Source organism: Modestobacter sp. URMC 112, from assembly GCF_053502575.1.
The window spans coordinates 2,959,913-2,975,674 of sequence record NZ_CP199957.1; the positions used below are offsets into that span (position 1 = coordinate 2,959,913).

Annotated in this window: 13 protein-coding genes; 3 read left to right on the forward strand and 10 right to left on the reverse strand. The window is 74.9% G+C overall.

Annotation, left to right across the window (positions count from 1 at the left end):
• Positions 1-39: 39 nt before the first annotated feature.
• From mltG to ACWIX6_RS13920, 6 genes are all read right to left on the reverse strand, one after another.
• On the reverse strand, positions 40-2,109 hold the full coding sequence (gene mltG / locus ACWIX6_RS13895; RefSeq protein WP_448613019.1) for an endolytic transglycosylase MltG: 2,070 nt from the start codon (positions 2,107-2,109) through the stop codon (positions 40-42).
• Positions 2,106-2,525, reverse strand: coding sequence for a Holliday junction resolvase RuvX (gene ruvX, locus ACWIX6_RS13900; RefSeq protein WP_448613020.1), 420 nt, complete (start codon positions 2,523-2,525; stop codon positions 2,106-2,108). The genes mltG and ruvX overlap by 4 nt, the downstream gene beginning before the upstream one ends.
• 186 nt (positions 2,526-2,711) lie before the next feature.
• Positions 2,712-5,402 carry an alanine--tRNA ligase gene (gene alaS, locus ACWIX6_RS13905; protein ID WP_448613021.1) on the reverse strand — a complete coding sequence of 897 codons (2,691 nt, stop codon included), beginning with the start codon at positions 5,400-5,402 and terminating at the stop codon, positions 2,712-2,714.
• An 85-nt stretch (positions 5,403-5,487) separates the two neighbouring features.
• Positions 5,488-5,775 carry a hypothetical protein gene (locus ACWIX6_RS13910; protein ID WP_448613022.1) on the reverse strand — a complete coding sequence of 96 codons (288 nt, stop codon included), beginning with the start codon at positions 5,773-5,775 and terminating at the stop codon, positions 5,488-5,490.
• Positions 5,775-6,200 carry a DUF948 domain-containing protein gene (locus ACWIX6_RS13915; RefSeq protein ID WP_448613023.1) on the reverse strand — a complete coding sequence of 142 codons (426 nt, stop codon included), beginning with the start codon at positions 6,198-6,200 and terminating at the stop codon, positions 5,775-5,777. Before ACWIX6_RS13915 ends, ACWIX6_RS13910 begins: the two co-directional genes overlap by 1 nt.
• Positions 6,201-6,379: 179 nt before the next feature.
• The gene (locus tag ACWIX6_RS13920; protein WP_448613024.1) at positions 6,380-7,720 is read right to left on the reverse strand and encodes a replication-associated recombination protein A; all 1,341 of its coding nucleotides are present in this window, start codon (positions 7,718-7,720) and stop codon (positions 6,380-6,382) included.
• A gap of 144 nt (positions 7,721-7,864) precedes the next feature.
• Here ACWIX6_RS13920 and ACWIX6_RS13925 point away from each other — a divergent pair, with 144 nt between their 5' ends.
• Positions 7,865-8,740: an aldo/keto reductase gene (locus ACWIX6_RS13925; RefSeq protein WP_448613025.1), complete on the forward strand. Its 876-nt coding sequence runs from the start codon at positions 7,865-7,867 to the stop codon at positions 8,738-8,740.
• A 195-nt stretch (positions 8,741-8,935) separates the two neighbouring features.
• On the forward strand, positions 8,936-9,814 hold the full coding sequence (locus ACWIX6_RS13930; RefSeq protein ID WP_448613026.1) for a DUF559 domain-containing protein: 879 nt from the start codon (positions 8,936-8,938) through the stop codon (positions 9,812-9,814).
• Between the two features lie 62 nt (positions 9,815-9,876).
• On the opposite strand, the gene aspS is transcribed toward ACWIX6_RS13930, so the two are convergent.
• From aspS to ACWIX6_RS13950, 4 genes are all read right to left on the reverse strand, one after another.
• Positions 9,877-11,655, reverse strand: a complete 1,779-nt coding sequence (gene aspS, locus ACWIX6_RS13935) for an aspartate--tRNA ligase (protein WP_448613027.1) — start codon at positions 11,653-11,655, stop codon at positions 9,877-9,879.
• 25 nt (positions 11,656-11,680) lie between these two features.
• A complete protein-coding gene (locus ACWIX6_RS13940; protein ID WP_448613028.1) occupies positions 11,681-12,700 on the reverse strand; it encodes an aldo/keto reductase in 1,020 nt (339 codons plus the stop codon).
• Complete coding sequence (hisS, locus tag ACWIX6_RS13945; RefSeq protein WP_448613029.1) at positions 12,697-13,956, reverse strand: histidine--tRNA ligase; 1,260 nt, start codon at positions 13,954-13,956, stop codon at positions 12,697-12,699. Before hisS ends, ACWIX6_RS13940 begins: the two co-directional genes overlap by 4 nt.
• 70 nt (positions 13,957-14,026) lie before the next feature.
• Entirely contained in the window at positions 14,027-14,710 is a 684-nt protein-coding gene (locus ACWIX6_RS13950; protein WP_448613030.1) for an MBL fold metallo-hydrolase, read from the reverse strand.
• 186 nt (positions 14,711-14,896) lie between these two features.
• Here ACWIX6_RS13950 and ACWIX6_RS13955 point away from each other — a divergent pair, with 186 nt between their 5' ends.
• A complete protein-coding gene (locus ACWIX6_RS13955) occupies positions 14,897-15,718 on the forward strand; it encodes a peptidylprolyl isomerase (RefSeq protein ID WP_448613031.1) in 822 nt (273 codons plus the stop codon).
• Positions 15,719-15,762 lie beyond the last annotated feature (44 nt).

The following is a 15,762-nucleotide window of genomic DNA, read 5'->3' on the forward strand; positions in this document are numbered from 1 at the left end:
CCGGCACCGGCCCGCTGGAGCCGGGACGGGCGACCGGGCTCATCCGCCCGGGTTCTCCCGCAGCCACTGCTGGAAGACCAGCACGTTCTGCTGGTGCTGCTCGGCGGTCTCGGCGAACTCGGTCTGGCCGGTGTCCGGGTCGACCACCACGAAGAACCGCCACGGCCCGGGGGTCGGGTTCAGCACCGCGCGCAGCGCCTCCTCCCCGGGGTTGTCGATGGCGCCGGGCGGCAGGCCGGGGTTGGCGTAGGTGTTGTACGGCGAAGGGTTCGCCCGGTCCTCGGGGGTGGTGGTGATCCCGGACTTGCCGTTGGCGTAGTTGACCGTGGTGTCCAGCTGCAGCGGCATGCCCTCGGCCAGCCGGTTCTCCAGGACCCGGGCCACCTTGCCCATCTGCTCCACGGTGCCCGACTCGGCCTGCACGATGCTCGCCTTGGTCAGCACGGTGAGCCGCTGCTCCACCGGGATCTGCAGCTGGTCCAGGACCTGGACGGTCCGGGCGACCATCGGCCGCAGCATGTCCGCCGGGGTGGTGTCGGGCTCGACGTCGTAGGTGGCCGGGAACAGGAAGCCCTCGAGCAGCCCGTTCGCGTACGGCGGCAGGCCGAGCTCCGCGGGGGCGGCCGCGACGGCCTGCAGGTCGGCCAGCGGGGTGCCGGTCTCCTCGGCCAGCCGCTGCAGCACCTGGGCCACCGTCTGGCCCTCGGGCACGGTGACCCGGGTGACCTGCCGGGTGGCGGGCTGCAGCAGCAGGTCCAGCGCGGCCTGGCCGGACATCTCCGTGCGCATGGCGTAGACGCCGGGCTGGATGCCCTCCGCGGCCGAGTTCGCCTCGGCGGCGTCCAGGAACGGCTCGGTCGAGGCGATCACCCCGGCCTCGACGAGGTGGGCGGCGATGGTGCGCAGGCTGTCCCCGCTGTTGATCCGGACGTCCGCGCTGCCGGTGCCGGCGCCGGTGAAGTCCTCGGCGACCGGGTTGACCATCCGCAGCAGTGCCTGCCCGCCGACGACGATGCCGCCGACCAGGCCGGCCAGCACGAGCAGCGAGAGCACGATCGCGAGGGGACGTCGGCGCCGCCGGGGCCCGCGGTCACGCCGGCCGCGGCGGCGACCGCCGCCGGGCGGCAGGTCGTGGTGGTCGTCGTGGTGGTCGTCGTCCTCGACGACGAGCTCGAGGCCGCCGGTCTGGTCGAAGACGCCCACGGGGTGCTCGTCGTGCCAGTCGTCGGAGTGCCCGTCGAGGGGGCCGTCACGGTGGTCGTCGTGGGGGCCGCCGGAGTGCTCGTCGCGGGGCTCGTCGTCGTACCGGTCGTGCAGATCGTCGTGGCCCACGCCGTCATGCTCGTCGAACCGGCCGTCGTAGCGCTCGTCGTAGCGCCCGTCGTAGCGCTCGTCGTAGCGCCCGTCGTGCTGCTCGGCCGCGTGCCCGTCGTACCGCTCGTCGTCCGCGGAGTGCCGCGCGTCGAGCGCGGCGAGCGCGGCGGCCAGCGGTGACGCACCGGCCGGGGTGACCACGGCGGTGGCGCCGGCGGCGTCGGAGGTGCGCCGGCCGCCCAGCAGCGGGCGGCGGGCACCCGAGGACGTGCCGGGGGCGGTCTCGTCGTCGGCGAACCGCTCCACCTCCCGGTCCAGCGTCGTCCACGGCGCCGGCGAGACCCGGTCGGGAGCGGGCCGGGCGATCGAGGAGCGGCCGGTCAGCGGACGCTCGGGAGCGGCCGGCCGCTCGGCGGACGGCCGGCTGCCGGCGGGGCGGGCGCCCGGCCGGCCAGCGGTCGGGCGGTCGGCGCCGGGGCGGGTCGAGGGCACGCGCGGCGGCGTGATCGGCACGGCGCGCATCTCCGCGGTGCGCAGCTCGGACGCCCGGGGCGCCGGGACCGCGGACGGGTCGGCCGGGGTCTGCGCCGGCGGCGGGTCGGTGGCGCGGCGGCGGCGGTCCGCGCCGGGGGCGCGGCCGGCGGTGCGGGCGGGCTGCTCGGTGACGGCGGTGCTGCCGCGGCGCGAGCGGTCCTGGGCCCAGCCGGCCCGGAGCTCGGCGGCCGAGGGCCCGGAGCCCGCGTCGGTGTCCGGCGACGAGTGCCGGCCCGGCCGCCGGTCCGCGGGGCCGGTCACCGGGAACTCCCACCCGAGCGGGGGCGACCGTCCAGGTACGTCTGCAGGATGACCACGGCGGCCGCCTGGTCGATCACCGCGCGCTGCCGGCGGCTGTCGATGCCGCCTGCTCGCAGATGACTGGCTGCGGTCACGGTGGAGAGCCTTTCGTCGACGAGGTGTACCGGGACGTCCCCGATACGGCTGGTCAAGGCGGCAGCGTATGTGCTGGCATCTCTTGCCGACGCGCCCGACGCTCCGGACAGGTGCCTCGGCAATCCCACCACCACCTCGACCACCTCGTGTGTCACAACCAGCCCGGCCAGCTGGTCCAGGTCGCTCTCGTCCTTCGCCCGGCGCAGCGTCACCAGGGGGCTGGCGAGGATGCCGAGGGCGTCGGACAGGGCCACGCCGACGCGCACCGTGCCGACGTCCACCCCCAGCCGCCGGCCGGGGCCCCGGTCACCGGGGGGACCGCCCGCGGGCTCGCGGCCGGTCCCGGACCCGTGTTCAGCGCCCATCGTCGGTGATCAGGTGTTCCGCCGTCCAGTGGACGGCGGCATCGTCGTCGCCGTCGTCCCGGCGCCGGTCACCGCCGCCGCGCCGGCAGCCCCCCCGCCTGGTCACCCGGCGGCCGCGCCGATCGCCTGCTCGGCGGCCGCGAGGGCCGCCGGGATGCCGGCGGGGTCGGTGCCGCCGCCCTGCGCGACGTCCGGCTTGCCCCCACCGCGCCCGCCGACGGGTGGGGCGGCGGCCTTGAGCAGGTCGTTGGCCGACAGCCCCCGCTGCTGCGCGGCGGGGTTGAGCGCCGCGATCAGCGCCACCTTGCCGTCCGAGGCGGACGCGAGGACGACGGCGGCGGGCCGCTCCCCCAGCCGCCCGCGCACGTCCAGGGCCAGCCCGCGGAGGTCCCCACCGGACAGGCCGGCCGGCGCGGCGGTCACCACCGCCACCCCGCCGACGTCCCGGGCGCCGGCGGCCAGCTCCCCGGCGGCGGCCAGGGTCTGCCGGGCGCGCAGGTCGGCCAGTTCGCGGTCGGCGTCCCGCAGCCGGGCGAGCATGCCGCTGACCCGGTCGACGATGCCGTCCTGCGGGGTCTTGAGCAGGTCGGCCAGCTGCCGGACCAGGTCGCGCTCGCGGGCCAGGTAGCGGAAGCCCTCCAGCCCGACCGCGGCCTCGACCCGCCGGGAGCCGGACCCGACCGAGCTCTCGCCGGTCAGCGCCAGCGTGCCGATCTGGGAGCTGCCGCGCACGTGGGTGCCACCGCACAGCTCCCGGGACCACTCGCCGCCGATCTCCACGACGCGCACCTGCTCGCCGTAGGTCTCGCCGAACAGCGCCAGGGCACCGAAGTCACGCGCCTCCGGCAAGGTCATGTAGAGCGCCCGCACGCCGTGGTCGGCGCGGACGGCGGCGTTGGCGACGTCCTCGATGTCGGTGCGCTGCTGGGCGGTGAGCGCCCCCTGCCAGGCGAAGTCCAGCCGCAGGTAGCCGGGCCGGTTGTAGGACCCGGACTGCAGCGCCTGCGGGCCGAGGACCTGGCGCAGCGCGGCGTGCACCACGTGGGTGCCCGAGTGCGCCTGGCAGGCCGACAGCCGCCACTCGCGGTCCACCTGGGCGGTGAGCTCGCTGCCGGTGCGCAGCTCGCCGTCGAGCACCCGCACCTGGTGGACCACCAGGCCCTTGACCGGCCGCTGCACGTCGAGGACCTCGGCGCGGCCGCCGTCCCAGGCCAGCTCGCCGGCGTCGGCGACCTGGCCGCCGGACTCGGCGTAGAACGGCGTCCGGTCCAGCACCACCCGGGTGACCGAGCCGGGTCCGGCGACCGGGTCGGCCTGGTCCCCGCTGGTCCCGTCCTCGTCCTCGTCGACGAGGCCGAGCACCCGGGAGTCGGTGCGCAGGGTCGAGTAGGCCTGCCAGTCCGTCGGCCCGTGCTCGGCGAGCAGCCGCCGGTAGGCCAGCACGTCCACCGACCCGGTGCGCTTGGCGCGGGCGTCGGCGCGGGCGCGGTCCCGCTGCTCCTTCATCAGGGCGCGGAAGCCCTCCTCGTCGACGGTGACGCCCTGCTCGGCGGCCATCTCCAGGGTGACGTCGATCGGGAAGCCGTAGGTGTCGTGCAGCGAGAACGCCTGGGTGCCCGACAGCGTCGGGGTGTCCGGGGTCGCCTGCTTGGCCTGCCCGACGGCGGTGTCGAACAGCGCCGTCCCCGCGGTGAGGGTGCGCCGGAAGGCCTCCTCCTCGGCGTACGCGATGCCGGAGATGCGGGCGAAGTCGGTGCCGAGCTCGGGGTAGCTGGCGCTCATCGCGTCCCGGGAGACCGGCAGCAGCTCGGGCAGCGTGGCCTCGTCGACGCCGAGCAGCTTCATCGAGCGGACGGCGCGGCGCAGCAGCCTGCGCAGGATGTAGCCGCGGCCCTCGTTGCCCGGTGTGACGCCGTCGCCGATGAGCATCAGCCCGGACCGGACGTGGTCGGCCACCACCCGCAGCCGGACGTCGGCCTCGTGGTCGGCGCCGTACCGCACGCCGGCGAGCTCGGTGGCCCGGCGCAGCACCGGCGCCACCTCGTCGATCTCGTACATGTTGTCGACGCCCTGCAGGAGGTAGGCCACCCGCTCCAGGCCCATGCCGGTGTCGATGTTCTTCTTCGGCAGCTCGCCGAGGATGGGGAACTCCTTGCCCTCCCCCGGACCCCGCTCGTACTGCATGAAGACGAGGTTCCAGATCTCCAGGTACCGGTCACCGGTCGGGTCGGCCTCGGGTCCCCCGCCCGGGCCGTACTCCGGGCCGCGGTCGTAGTGGATCTCCGAGCACGGGCCCGCCGGGCCCGGGGCGCCGGTGTGCCAGTAGTTGTCCTCCTTGCCGCGGCGCTGGATGCGCTCGGCCGGGACGTAGCCGCGCCAGGCGTCGAAGGCCTCGTCGTCGTCGAGGTAGACCGTCGGCCAGATCCGCTCCGGGTCGAAGCCCAGGCCGCCGTCCGCGACGTCGTTGGTGACCAGCTCCCAGGCGAAGCGGATCGCCTCGGCCTTGAAGTAGTCGCCGAAGGAGAAGTTGCCGTTCATCTGGAAGAACGTGCCGTGCCGGGTGGTCTTGCCCACCTCCTCGATGTCGAGGGTGCGCACGCACTTCTGCACGCTGGTGGCCCGCGGGTAGGGGGCGGGCTCCCGGCCGGTCAGGTACGGGATGAACGGCACCATCCCGGCCACGGTGAACAGCAGGGTGGGGTCGGGCGACACCAGCGAGGCGCTGGGGACGACGGTGTGCCCCCGCTGCTCGAAGTGGTCGAGGAAGCGGCGGCGGATCTCGGCGGTCTGCATCAGGGCTCGGTCTCGGGTCGAGCGGGTGCTGGGCAGCTCCGGCGGAGGTCGGCCCGCGTCCGCAGCGTGGGGTGGGTGGGGAGGCTCAGCCGTCGGCGGCGTGGGCGCCGCGACGGCCGGGGAGCGCGGTCTGGTCGCGCTCGGGCAGCGGCGCGTCCAGCCCGGTGCCGGCCCGCAGCTCCGCCTCGCGGGCGGCGGCCGCGGCACGCACGTCGGCGCCGAAGTCACCGATCGCATCGGCCAGCTCGCGCAGCCCGTCGACCAGCTGGGCGGCGATCCCCTGCGGGGTCAGCTTCTCCGCGGCGCGGCTGAGCTTGCGGACGACGAGCGCGCCGATGGTGATGCCCATGGCCAGCCAGAACAGCCGGCGCATCAGGCGGCCCGCCGAGCCGCACGACGGGCGCGCCGGTCGGCCTTCACCGCGGCGTTGGACTCGGCGATCGCCTGGCCCTCACGCTTCTTGCGGGTGGCGCTGCGCACGCCGTAGCTGAAGGCGGCGACCTTGATCAGCGGGCTGCCGATGGTGGCGGCCACGACGCTGGTCAGCGCGGCCACGTTGCTCGACACGTTCGCGGCGTTGCCGGTGATGTCGTCGACCCGCTCCAGGTTGGAGTTGACGTGGGCCACCGTCGTGGACGCCTGGCCGAGGATCGGCATGGCCTGCTCCCGGGCCTGGCGGATGGTCAGCGTGGCCTCGTCCAGGGTGCGGCCGAGCTTGAGCAGCGGCACCGCCAGCAGGACCACCAGCAGCACCAAGGCGACGGCTGCGATCAGCCCGGCCCACTCTCCTGCGGACACGCGTGCACTCCTCTGGGTTGGCGCCGCCGTGGTCCGGCGTGCCGTCTCTGGACTCCCCGCCGGGGTCCCGGGCGGTCGCGGCAACACTAGTCGGGCCACCGGCGGTCGTCGTCCGCGATGCCGCGGGGCGCGCCCGGGGCGGCTGGAGGGGCGGCCAGAGGGGCGGCTGGAGGGGCGGCTCAGCGGCGGCGGCGCACGATCGCCCGGAGCTTGGCCACCCGGGCGGTGAGCTGGGCCTCCACGCCCCGGCCGGTGGGCCGGTAGTAGTCCCGGCCGACCAGCGCGTCGGGCGGGTACTGCTGGGGCAGCACGCCGTCGGGGTGGTCGTGCGGATAGGCGTAGGTCTTCCCGTGGCCGAGCTTCCCCGCCCCCGGGTAGTGCGCGTCCCGCAGGCCGGGGGGCACCGGGCCGGCCAGCCCGGCGCGCACGTCGGCCATCGACTCGCTGATGCCCACGGTCACGGCGTTGGACTTCGGCGCGGTGGCCAGGTGGACGACGGCCTGGGCGAGCGGGAAGTGCCCCTCGGGCATGCCGATGAACGCCACCGCATCGGCGGCGGCCACCGCGGCGAGCAGCGCGGTCGGGTCGGCCATGCCGATGTCCTCGCTGGCGGAGATGACCAGCCGGCGGGCGATGAACCGGGGGTCCTCCCCCGCCGAGACCATCCGTGCCAGGTAGTGCAGCGCGGCGTCGACGTCGCTGCCCCGGATGGACTTGATCAGCGCGCTCGCCACGTCGTAGTGCTGGTCGCCCTGCCGGTCGTAGCGGACGGCGGCCTGGGCGACCGCCGTCTCCAGGGTGGCGAGGTCCAGCACCGTGCCGCCGGCGGCGCGGGCCGCGCCGGCGCCGGACTCCAGCGCGGTCAGGGCCTTGCGGGCGTCGCCGCCGGCCACCCGGAGCAGGTGCTCCTCGGCCTCCTCGGTGAGCGTCACCGCGCCGTCCAGGCCGCGGTCGCTGGTCAGCGCGCGGCGCAGCACCGCCCGGACGTCGTCGTCGGACAGCGGCTGCAGGGCCAGCACGAGGCTGCGGGACAGCAGCGGGCTGACCACGGAGAAGAACGGGTTCTCGGTGGTGGCGGCGATCAGGCTGACGATCCGGTCCTCGACTGCGGACAGCAGGGAGTCCTGCTGGGTCTTGGAGAACCGGTGCACCTCGTCGATGAACAGCACGGTGCGCCGGCCGGCGGAGGTGAGCTCCCGCTTGGCCGACGCGATGACCGCGCGGACCTCCTTCACCCCGGCGTCCAGCGCGGACAGCTGCACAAACTGCCGCTTGGTGGCCAGCGAGATGACGTGCGCCAGCGTCGTCTTGCCGGTGCCCGGCGGGCCGTAGAGCACCAGCGACATCGGCTCGTCGGCCTCGACCAGCCGGCGCAGCGGAGCGCGGGGCCCGAGCAGGTGCTGCTGGCCGACCACCTCGTCGAGCGCGCGCGGGCGCATCCGGACCGCCAGCGGCGCCCCCGGGTCGACCGACTGCGCCGACGGCTGCTCCTCCGGCGCCGCGTCGAAGAGCGTGCTCACGGTGTCCGTCGTTCGCTTCCGCGGGGCGCTCCGCTCCTCGGTCGCTGGCGCTCCCTGCGATGCTCACGCCCCTGTCCGCTCACGGTTGCGACGCTACCCGCGGGGCACGACGGCTCTGTCCGATCCGTCCACCTGGAGGTCCCCGTGCAGCAGCGCACCATCGGCAACGACACCGTCGGCCGGATCGAGGTGGGAGCGGTCGGGCTCGGCGCCATGCCGCTGTCCTCGAAGGAGGACCGGCCCTCCCCCGCCGACGCCGAGGCCGTGGTGCACGCCGCGCTGGACGCCGGGGTCACGCTGATCGACACCGCGGACGCCTACGCCCACTCGGAGGCCGAGTTCGGCCACAACGAGTCGCTCGTCGCCCGGGCGCTGGCCTCCTACGGCGGGGACACCTCCGCCGTCCTGGTGGCCACCAAGGGCGGGCATACCCGGCGGGGCGCGGACTGGGAGCTGGACGGGACGCCGGCGTACCTGCGGCGGGCCTGCGAGGCGTCGCTGCGCCGGCTCGGCGTCGACGCGATCGGGCTGTACCAGTTCCACCGGCCCGACCCGGCCACGTCGTGGGAGGAGTCGATGGGCGCGCTGCGCGAGCTGGCCGACGCCGGGCTGGTCCGGATGGTCGGCATCTCCAACGCCGACGTCGGCCAGATCGACGCCGCGCGCGCCATCGTCGGCGACGCCCTGGTGAGCGTGCAGAACGAGTTCTCGCCCCGCTTCCGCTCCTCGGCCGGGGAGCTGGCGCACTGCGCGCGGCACGGCCTGGCGTTCCTGCCGTGGAGCCCGTTCGGCGGGGTCTCGGCCGCCAAGTCGCTGGACGCCACCGCCGGGGCCTTCGCCGCGGTCGCCGAGGAGCTCGGGGTGTCGGTGTACCGGGTGACGGTGGCCTGGCACCTGGCGCAGGCCGACGTCGTCCTGCCCATCCCGGGGGCGTCGCGGGCGGCGTCGATCGAGGACTCGGCGGCCGGCGCGGACCTGACCCTCACGGCCGACCAGCTCGCCCGCCTGGACGCGGCATAGGGCCCCCAGCCCCCCGGCCCAGTTGATCATCGTCTCGTTGCCGGCAACACGGGCGGACACGCCGCTCCCCTGGCAACGAGGCGATGATCAACGCTGAGGTCGAGGGTCAGCCTCGCTGCATCCACAGCGGACCAGGCCCTCCACAGAACGCCTGACCCGCTGGGCGGCCGATGCCCGCCGGTCGACGCTCGCCGGGTGGACGGCATCCCCCTCCCGGCGAGCTACACCTGGACGGCGGCGCGGTCCGCCGGCGTCACCCGGCGACAGGTCGGCCAGGACGGCGTCCGACTCGGGCGCGGGCTCTACCTGTCCCGGTCCGCCGAGCCGGACCTGCTCACCCGCTGCGCCGCGTGGGCCGACGTCCTCCCTGCAGGCAGCGCCTTCAGCGGCGCCACCGCGGCCGTACTGCTCGGCGCACCACTGGCCGAGCCGCCGCGGCTGCAGGTGGCTCTGACGCCTCGCCGGGTGCTGCCCCAGCATGCCGGGCTGAGGGTGCACAGCCGCCGGCTCGGACCCGGTGACGTGGTCCGGCACCGCGGGCTCCGGATCACCTCGGGGGCACAGACGTTCCTCGACCTCGCCGCCGTCCTCCCGCCGCAGGACCTGGTCGCGGTCGGCGACGCGCTGTGGCGGTACGAGCACCTCGACGACGTGCGTCTCGGCGCGCGGCTGGCTCGGGCCGAGCGGGTCCGTGGCGTGGTGCGGGCCCGGGCCTGCGCACCGTTGCTCACCCCGCTGGCGCAGTCCCGGCCGGAGAGCCTCCTGCGGTACTGGCTGGTCGTCAGCGACCTGCCCGATCCCGAACCACAGGTTCCTCTGCTCGGCCGACGGGGCCAGGAGGTGGTCCACGGCGACCTGGGCTACCGACGCTGGAAGGTGCTGCTGGAGTACGAGGGCCGCCAGCATGCCGGGAGAGAGCAGTTCCGCCGCGACGTCGACCGGTACTCGCTGATGGGCGCGGACGGCTGGCTGGTGCTGCGGTTCGCCGACCGGCACCTCGCCCGCCCACAGGTGGTCGTGGAGCGGACCCGTCGGGCCCTGGTCAGCCGGGGATGGCGACCCGGCGAGTGTTGATCATCGACTCGTTGCCAGGGACACGCCACGGCTCGCCGCGGCACCGGGCAACGAGCCGATGATCAACTCGGGGACGGCGAAGTGGGGCCGGGCGCGCCGGGCTGGCCGGGCAGCGGCGGCGCGTCGGGCACCACGTCGATGCCGGACTCCTTGCGCTGCGCCGCGGTGATCGGCGTCGGCGCGCCGGTCAGCGGGTCGAAGCCGGCGCCGGTCTTGGGGAAGGCGATCACCTCGCGGATCGAGTCCACCCCGGACAGCAGCGCGCAGGTGCGGTCCCAGCCGATCGCGGCGCCGGCGTGCGGCGGCGGGCCGTAGGCGAAGGCCTCCAGGAAGAACCCGAACCGCTCCCGGGCCTCCTCGCGCGACATCCCGAGCGTCTCGAACACCCGCTCCTGCAGGTCGGCGTCGTGGATGCGGACCGACCCGCTCATCAGCTCGTTGCCGTTGCAGACCAGGTCGTAGGCGTCCGACAGCGCCCCGCCCCTGTCCTCGCTGAACCGGTCGCGCCACTCGGGGGTGGGCGAGGTGAAGGGGTGGTGCATGAAGGTCCAGTCGCCGTCCTCGGTCTCCTCGAACATGGGGAAGTCGACGACGAACAGGAACGACCACGAGCCCGGCTCGATGAGCTCCAGCCGCCGGGCGATCTCGTTGCGGGCGGCGCCGAGCAGCTCCTGCGCCGGACGGCGGGGTCCGGCGGCGAAGAAGACGCAGTCCCCCGGCGCGGCGCCCACGGCCTCGACCAGCCCGGCGCGCTCGGCGTCGGAGATGTTCTTCGACACCGGCCCGCCCAGCGTGCCGTCCTCGGCGACGGTGACGTAGGCCAGCCCCTTGTAGCCGCGGGAGCGGGCCCAGTCCTGCCAGGCGTCGAAGGCCCGCCGGGGCTGCGACCCGCCGCCGGGCATCACGATCGCCCCGACGTAGGGGGCCTGGAACACCCGGAACGGCGTGTCGGCGAAGTAGGCGGTGAGCTCGGTCAGCTCGATGCCGAAGCGCAGGTCCGGCTTGTCCGAGCCGAACCGGTCCATCGCCTCCCGGTAGGTCATCCGCGGGATCTCCGGGACCTCGTAGGAGGCGAGCTCGCGCCACAGGGCGCGGATGACGTCCTCGGCCACGGCCAGCACGTCGTCCCGGTCGACGAAGCTCATCTCGAAGTCCAGCTGGGTGAACTCCGGCTGCCGGTCGGCGCGGAAGTCCTCGTCCCGGAAGCAGCGGGCGATCTGGTAGTAGCGCTCCAGGCCGCCGATCATCAGCAGCTGCTTGAACAGCTGCGGCGACTGCGGCAGCGCGTACCAGTGCCCCGGCTGCAACCGCACCGGGACGACGAAGTCCCGCGCGCCCTCGGGGGTGGAGCGGGTCAGCGACGGGGTCTCGACCTCGGTGAACCCGTGCCCGGCCATGACGCCGCGGGCGATCCGGTTCACCTCGCTGCGCAGCCGCAGCGCCGCGGCCGGGCCCTGCCGGCGCAGGTCCAGGTAGCGGTACTTGTACCGGACGTCGTCCCCGGCGGCCTGCGCCGTCTCGATCGGGAAGGGCAGCGGCGCGGCCGACGACAGCACCTGCAGCGTCGCGGCCACCACCTCGATCTCACCGGTGGGCAGCTCCGGGTTCTCGTTGCCCGCCGGCCGGCGCTGCACCTCTCCGGTGACGAGCACGCAGTACTCGTTGCGCAGCGCGTGCGCCTCCTCCTCGCGGACGACGACCTGGGCGTAACCCGAGGCGTCGCGCAGGTCGAGGAACACGACCCCGCCGTGGTCACGCCGGCGGGCGACCCAGCCGGAGAGGGTGACCGTGGAGCCGGCGTCGGTCGCGCGCAGCGCGCCGGCGTCGTGGGTGCGGAGCAAGGCAGTGCCTTTCAGTCAGTGGAGGTCACCAGCGGTCGTGCACGGAGGCGCGGATGCGCTCGTCGTACAGCCGTTCGAGGTCGGCGAGCTGGCCGTCGGTGAGCGACGGGATGCCGGCGGCGGCCACGTTGTCCAGGGCCTGCTGGACGTTCCGTGCGCCGGGGATGACGGCGGTGACGCCGGGCTGGTCGATGACCCAGCGCAGCGCGAACGCCGCGGTGGACACGTCCGGGCCGGCGATCGCGGCGACCTCGCGGGCCGCGGCCACGCCGACCTCGAACGGGACGCCGGCGAAGGTCTCCCCGACGTCGAAGGCCTCGCCGTTGCGGTTGAAGGTCCGGTGGTCGTCGGCGGCGAAGGTGGTGTCGGTGGAGTACTTGCCCGACAGCAGCCCGCTGGCCAGCGGCACCCGGGCCAGGATGCCCACCTCGGCCCGCCGTGCCGCGGGCAGCAGCTCCTCCAGCGGCTTGCGCCGGAACACGTTGAGGACCACCTGGATCGACTGCACACCCGGGTGCTGCAGCGCGGTCAGCCCCTCGGCCACCGTCTCCACCGAGACCCCGTACGCGGCGATCGCCTGCTCCTCGACCAGGGCGTCGAGGGTCTCGTACACCCGCTCGTCGGAGTAGACGGCCGGCGGCGGGCAGTGCAGCTGCACCAGGTCCAGGGTCTCCACGCCCAGGTTCCGGCGGGACCGGTCGATCCAGGCCCGCAGGTTCTCCGGCGTGTACTGCTCGGCGGTGAACGGGTCTGCGCGGCGGCCGGCCTTGGTCGCCACGAACGGCCGTTCGCCGCGGGCCGCCAGCACCCGGCGGATGCGCTCCTCGGACCGGCCGTCGCCGTAGACGTCGGCGGTGTCCAGCAGGGTGACGCCGGCGTCCAGGGCGGCGTCCAGGACGGCCGTGGCGTCGTCCTCGCTCACGTCGCCCCAGTCGCCGCCGAGCTGCCAGGTGCCCAGTCCCACGACGGACACGTCAGCGCCGGTGCGGCCCAGCGGCCGGGTCTCCAGGGGCGTGCTCGAGTCCACCCCGCTGCTCAGAGTCATGTGCCCACCGTCGCACGCACCCGGTCGAACACCTCCCCCAGGGGGACGGCGACCTGCTCGTGCGTGCGCAGGTCGCGCAGCTGGGCGACCCCGTCGGCCAGGTCCCGGTCCCCGAGGACGACGGCGTGCGAGGCACCCGACCGGTCCGCGGCCTTCATCGCGCCCTTGAGCCCGCGGTCGCCGTACACGGTGTCCGCTGCGATCCCGGCCTGCCGCAGCTGGCCCACCAGCCGGACCGCGACCCGCTTGGCGTCGGCACCCAGCGGGACGACGAAGGCCTGCACCCCCGCGGAGGCGGCGACGTCCAGCCCCTCGGCCTGCACCGCGAGCAGCGTGCGGTCCACCCCGACGGCGTAGCCGATGCCCGAGAGGTCGGGCCCGCCCAGCGCGGCGGACAGCCCGTCGTACCGCCCGCCCCCGCCGATCGCGGACTGCGCGCCGAGGCCGGAGTGGACGAACTCGAACGTCGTCTTCGTGTAGTAGTCCAGGCCGCGGACCAGCCGGGGGGCCTCGGTCCAGGTGATGCCGAGGTCGCTGAGGTGCTCCCGGACGGCGTCGTAGTGCGCCTTCGTGGTGTCCGACAGGTGGTCGACCATCAGCGGGGCGTCGTCCAGCTGGGCCTGCACCTCCGGCCGCTTGTCGTCAAGCACCCGCAGCGGGTTGATCTCCGCCCGGCGGCGGGTGTCCTCGTCGAGGTCCAGCTTCTCCAGGTACGCGACCAGCAGGTCGCGGTACTGCGGCCGGCACGTCGCGTCGCCCAGTGAGGTGAGCAGCAGCTCGAAGTCGGTCAGCCCGAGGTCGCGGAAGCCCTGCACGGCCAGCGCGACCACCTCGGCATCCAGCGCCGGGTCGTCGACGCCGAGCGCCTCGCAGTCGACCTGGGTGAAGTGCCGGTACCGGCCGGCCTGCGGGCGCTCGTAGCGGAATGCCGAGCCGACGGTCCACAGCTTCACCGGCAGCGCGCCGCTGTGCAGCCGGTGCTCGATGAAGGCGCGCATCAGGCCGGCGGTGAGCTCCGGGCGCAGGGTCAGCGACCGGCCGCCGCGGTCGGTGAAGGTGTACATCTCCTTGGAGACGACGTCGGTGGACTCCCCCACCCCGCGGGCGAACACCGCGGTGTCCTCGAAGACCGGGGTCTCCACGTAGCCGTAGCCGGCCCGCCGCATCGGCGCGGTGAGGGTGTCCCGGACGGCGAGGAACTGCGCCGAGGCCGGCGGCAGCGTGTCGAACGTCCCCTTCGGCGCCGCGAGACTCACAGCAACATCACTCGCTCCGCTCCTCGGTTCGCTCCGCTCCTCGCTCGCTGGCGCTCGCTGCGATGCTCACTCACAGCCCGCGGCCCTTCGGTGCCGCCGCGGCCTCGGCCAGGTACGGGTTGGTGGCCCGCTCGCGGCCGATGGTGGTCGCCGGGCCGTGGCCGGGGAGCACCAGCGTCTCGTCGTCCATCGGCAGGACGACGTCGCGCAGCGAGCCGAGCATCGACTCCCAGGACCCCCCGGGCAGGTCGACCCGCCCGACCGAGCCGGCGAACAGCACGTCACCGGCCAGCAGCGCCGGGGACTCGCCACTGTCGAAGGAGAAGACCACCGAGCCCTGGGTGTGCCCGGGGGCGTGCCGCACGGTGAGCTCCACGCCGGCGAGGGACAGCGCCACGCCGTCGTCCAGCGGGAGGACGTCGGCCGGGTCGGGCAGGGTGACCTGCCCGATCAGCGGCGCCAGCGCCGGGCCGTGCCAGCGCAGCGGGTCCGACAGCATGCCGCTGTCGGCGGGGTGCAGGTAGGCGGGGATGTCGTAGCCGTCGCAGACCGGCAGCACGGAGAACGTGTGGTCCAGGTGCCCGTGGGTCAGGACGACGGCGACCGGCTTGAGGCCGTCCTCGGCCAGCATCCGGCCCAGCGGCTCCACGGCCTCCATCCCCGGGTCGACGACGACGCACTCCGCGTTCGGTCCCGTCGCGACGGCGTAGCAGTTGGTGCCGAACGCGCCGGCGGGGAAGGAGCGGATGAGCACCCGTGCAGGTTACGCGGGGCCGTCCTCGCAGCTGGTGGCGCTGCCAGGGACCCGACAGGTGCCCCACCTAGACTGGTCCCCCGACGCACGGGGCGTGTGGCCGGTCGGCGCACGGCGCGGCCGCCCCCGGGAGCGCGGACCACAGCACCGGACCACAGCATGCGATCCACGAGGAGCCCGAGAAGAGTGCCGACCAACAAGCAGCGCCGTGAGGCCGCCCAGCGCCGTCTGCAGCGCCAGCTCGAACGGCGCGAGCAGGTCGCCCGCAAGCGGCGGCGCAACCTGCTGGTGCTGGCCGCGGCGGTCGCCGTCCTGGTCGTGGTCGGTGCGGCGGTGCTGATCGCCGGCAGGGACGGCGACGAGGACACGTCCGCGGCGGCCGACCCCAGCGCCTCGTCGACGCCGAGCAGCGCGGCCGCCGCGCCCGCCGGGCAGACCACGGTGGCCGGCCCGTGCACGTACACCACCGACGGCACGGCCAGCTCCGGCGTCGCGGTGACCCCGCCCTCCGGGGACATCGCCACCACCGGCGCGCTGGCCCTGACCATGGCCACCGCGGACGGGCCGATCGGGCTGACCCTGGACCGGGCGACCGCCCCCTGTGCCGTGGCCAGCTTCGAGGCGCTGACCCAGCAGGGCTACTTCGACGGCACGCCCTGCCACCGGGAGACCGCGTCGGAGGGCCTCAAGGTGCTGCAGTGCGGCGACCCGTCGGGCAGCGGCAGCGGCGGCCCTGGGTACAGCTTCCCGACCCAGGTGACCGGGTCGGAGACCTACGCCCGCGGCACGGTGGCGATGGCCAACAGCGGGCAGGGCACGGACGGCAGCCAGTTCTTCCTGGTGTACGGCGACAGCCAGCTGCAGCCGGACTACACCGTCGTCGGGACGATCGACGAGGCCGGCCTCGCCGTCCTGGACGCCATCGCGGGGCGCGGCATCGAGGGCGGAGCCCAGGACGGCGCCCCCGCCCAGCCGGTCACCATCGAGTCGATGACCATCGCCGGCTGACGACCGGACCGAGCATCGGCCCCCTCGCAGGGCCCCGCCGCGAG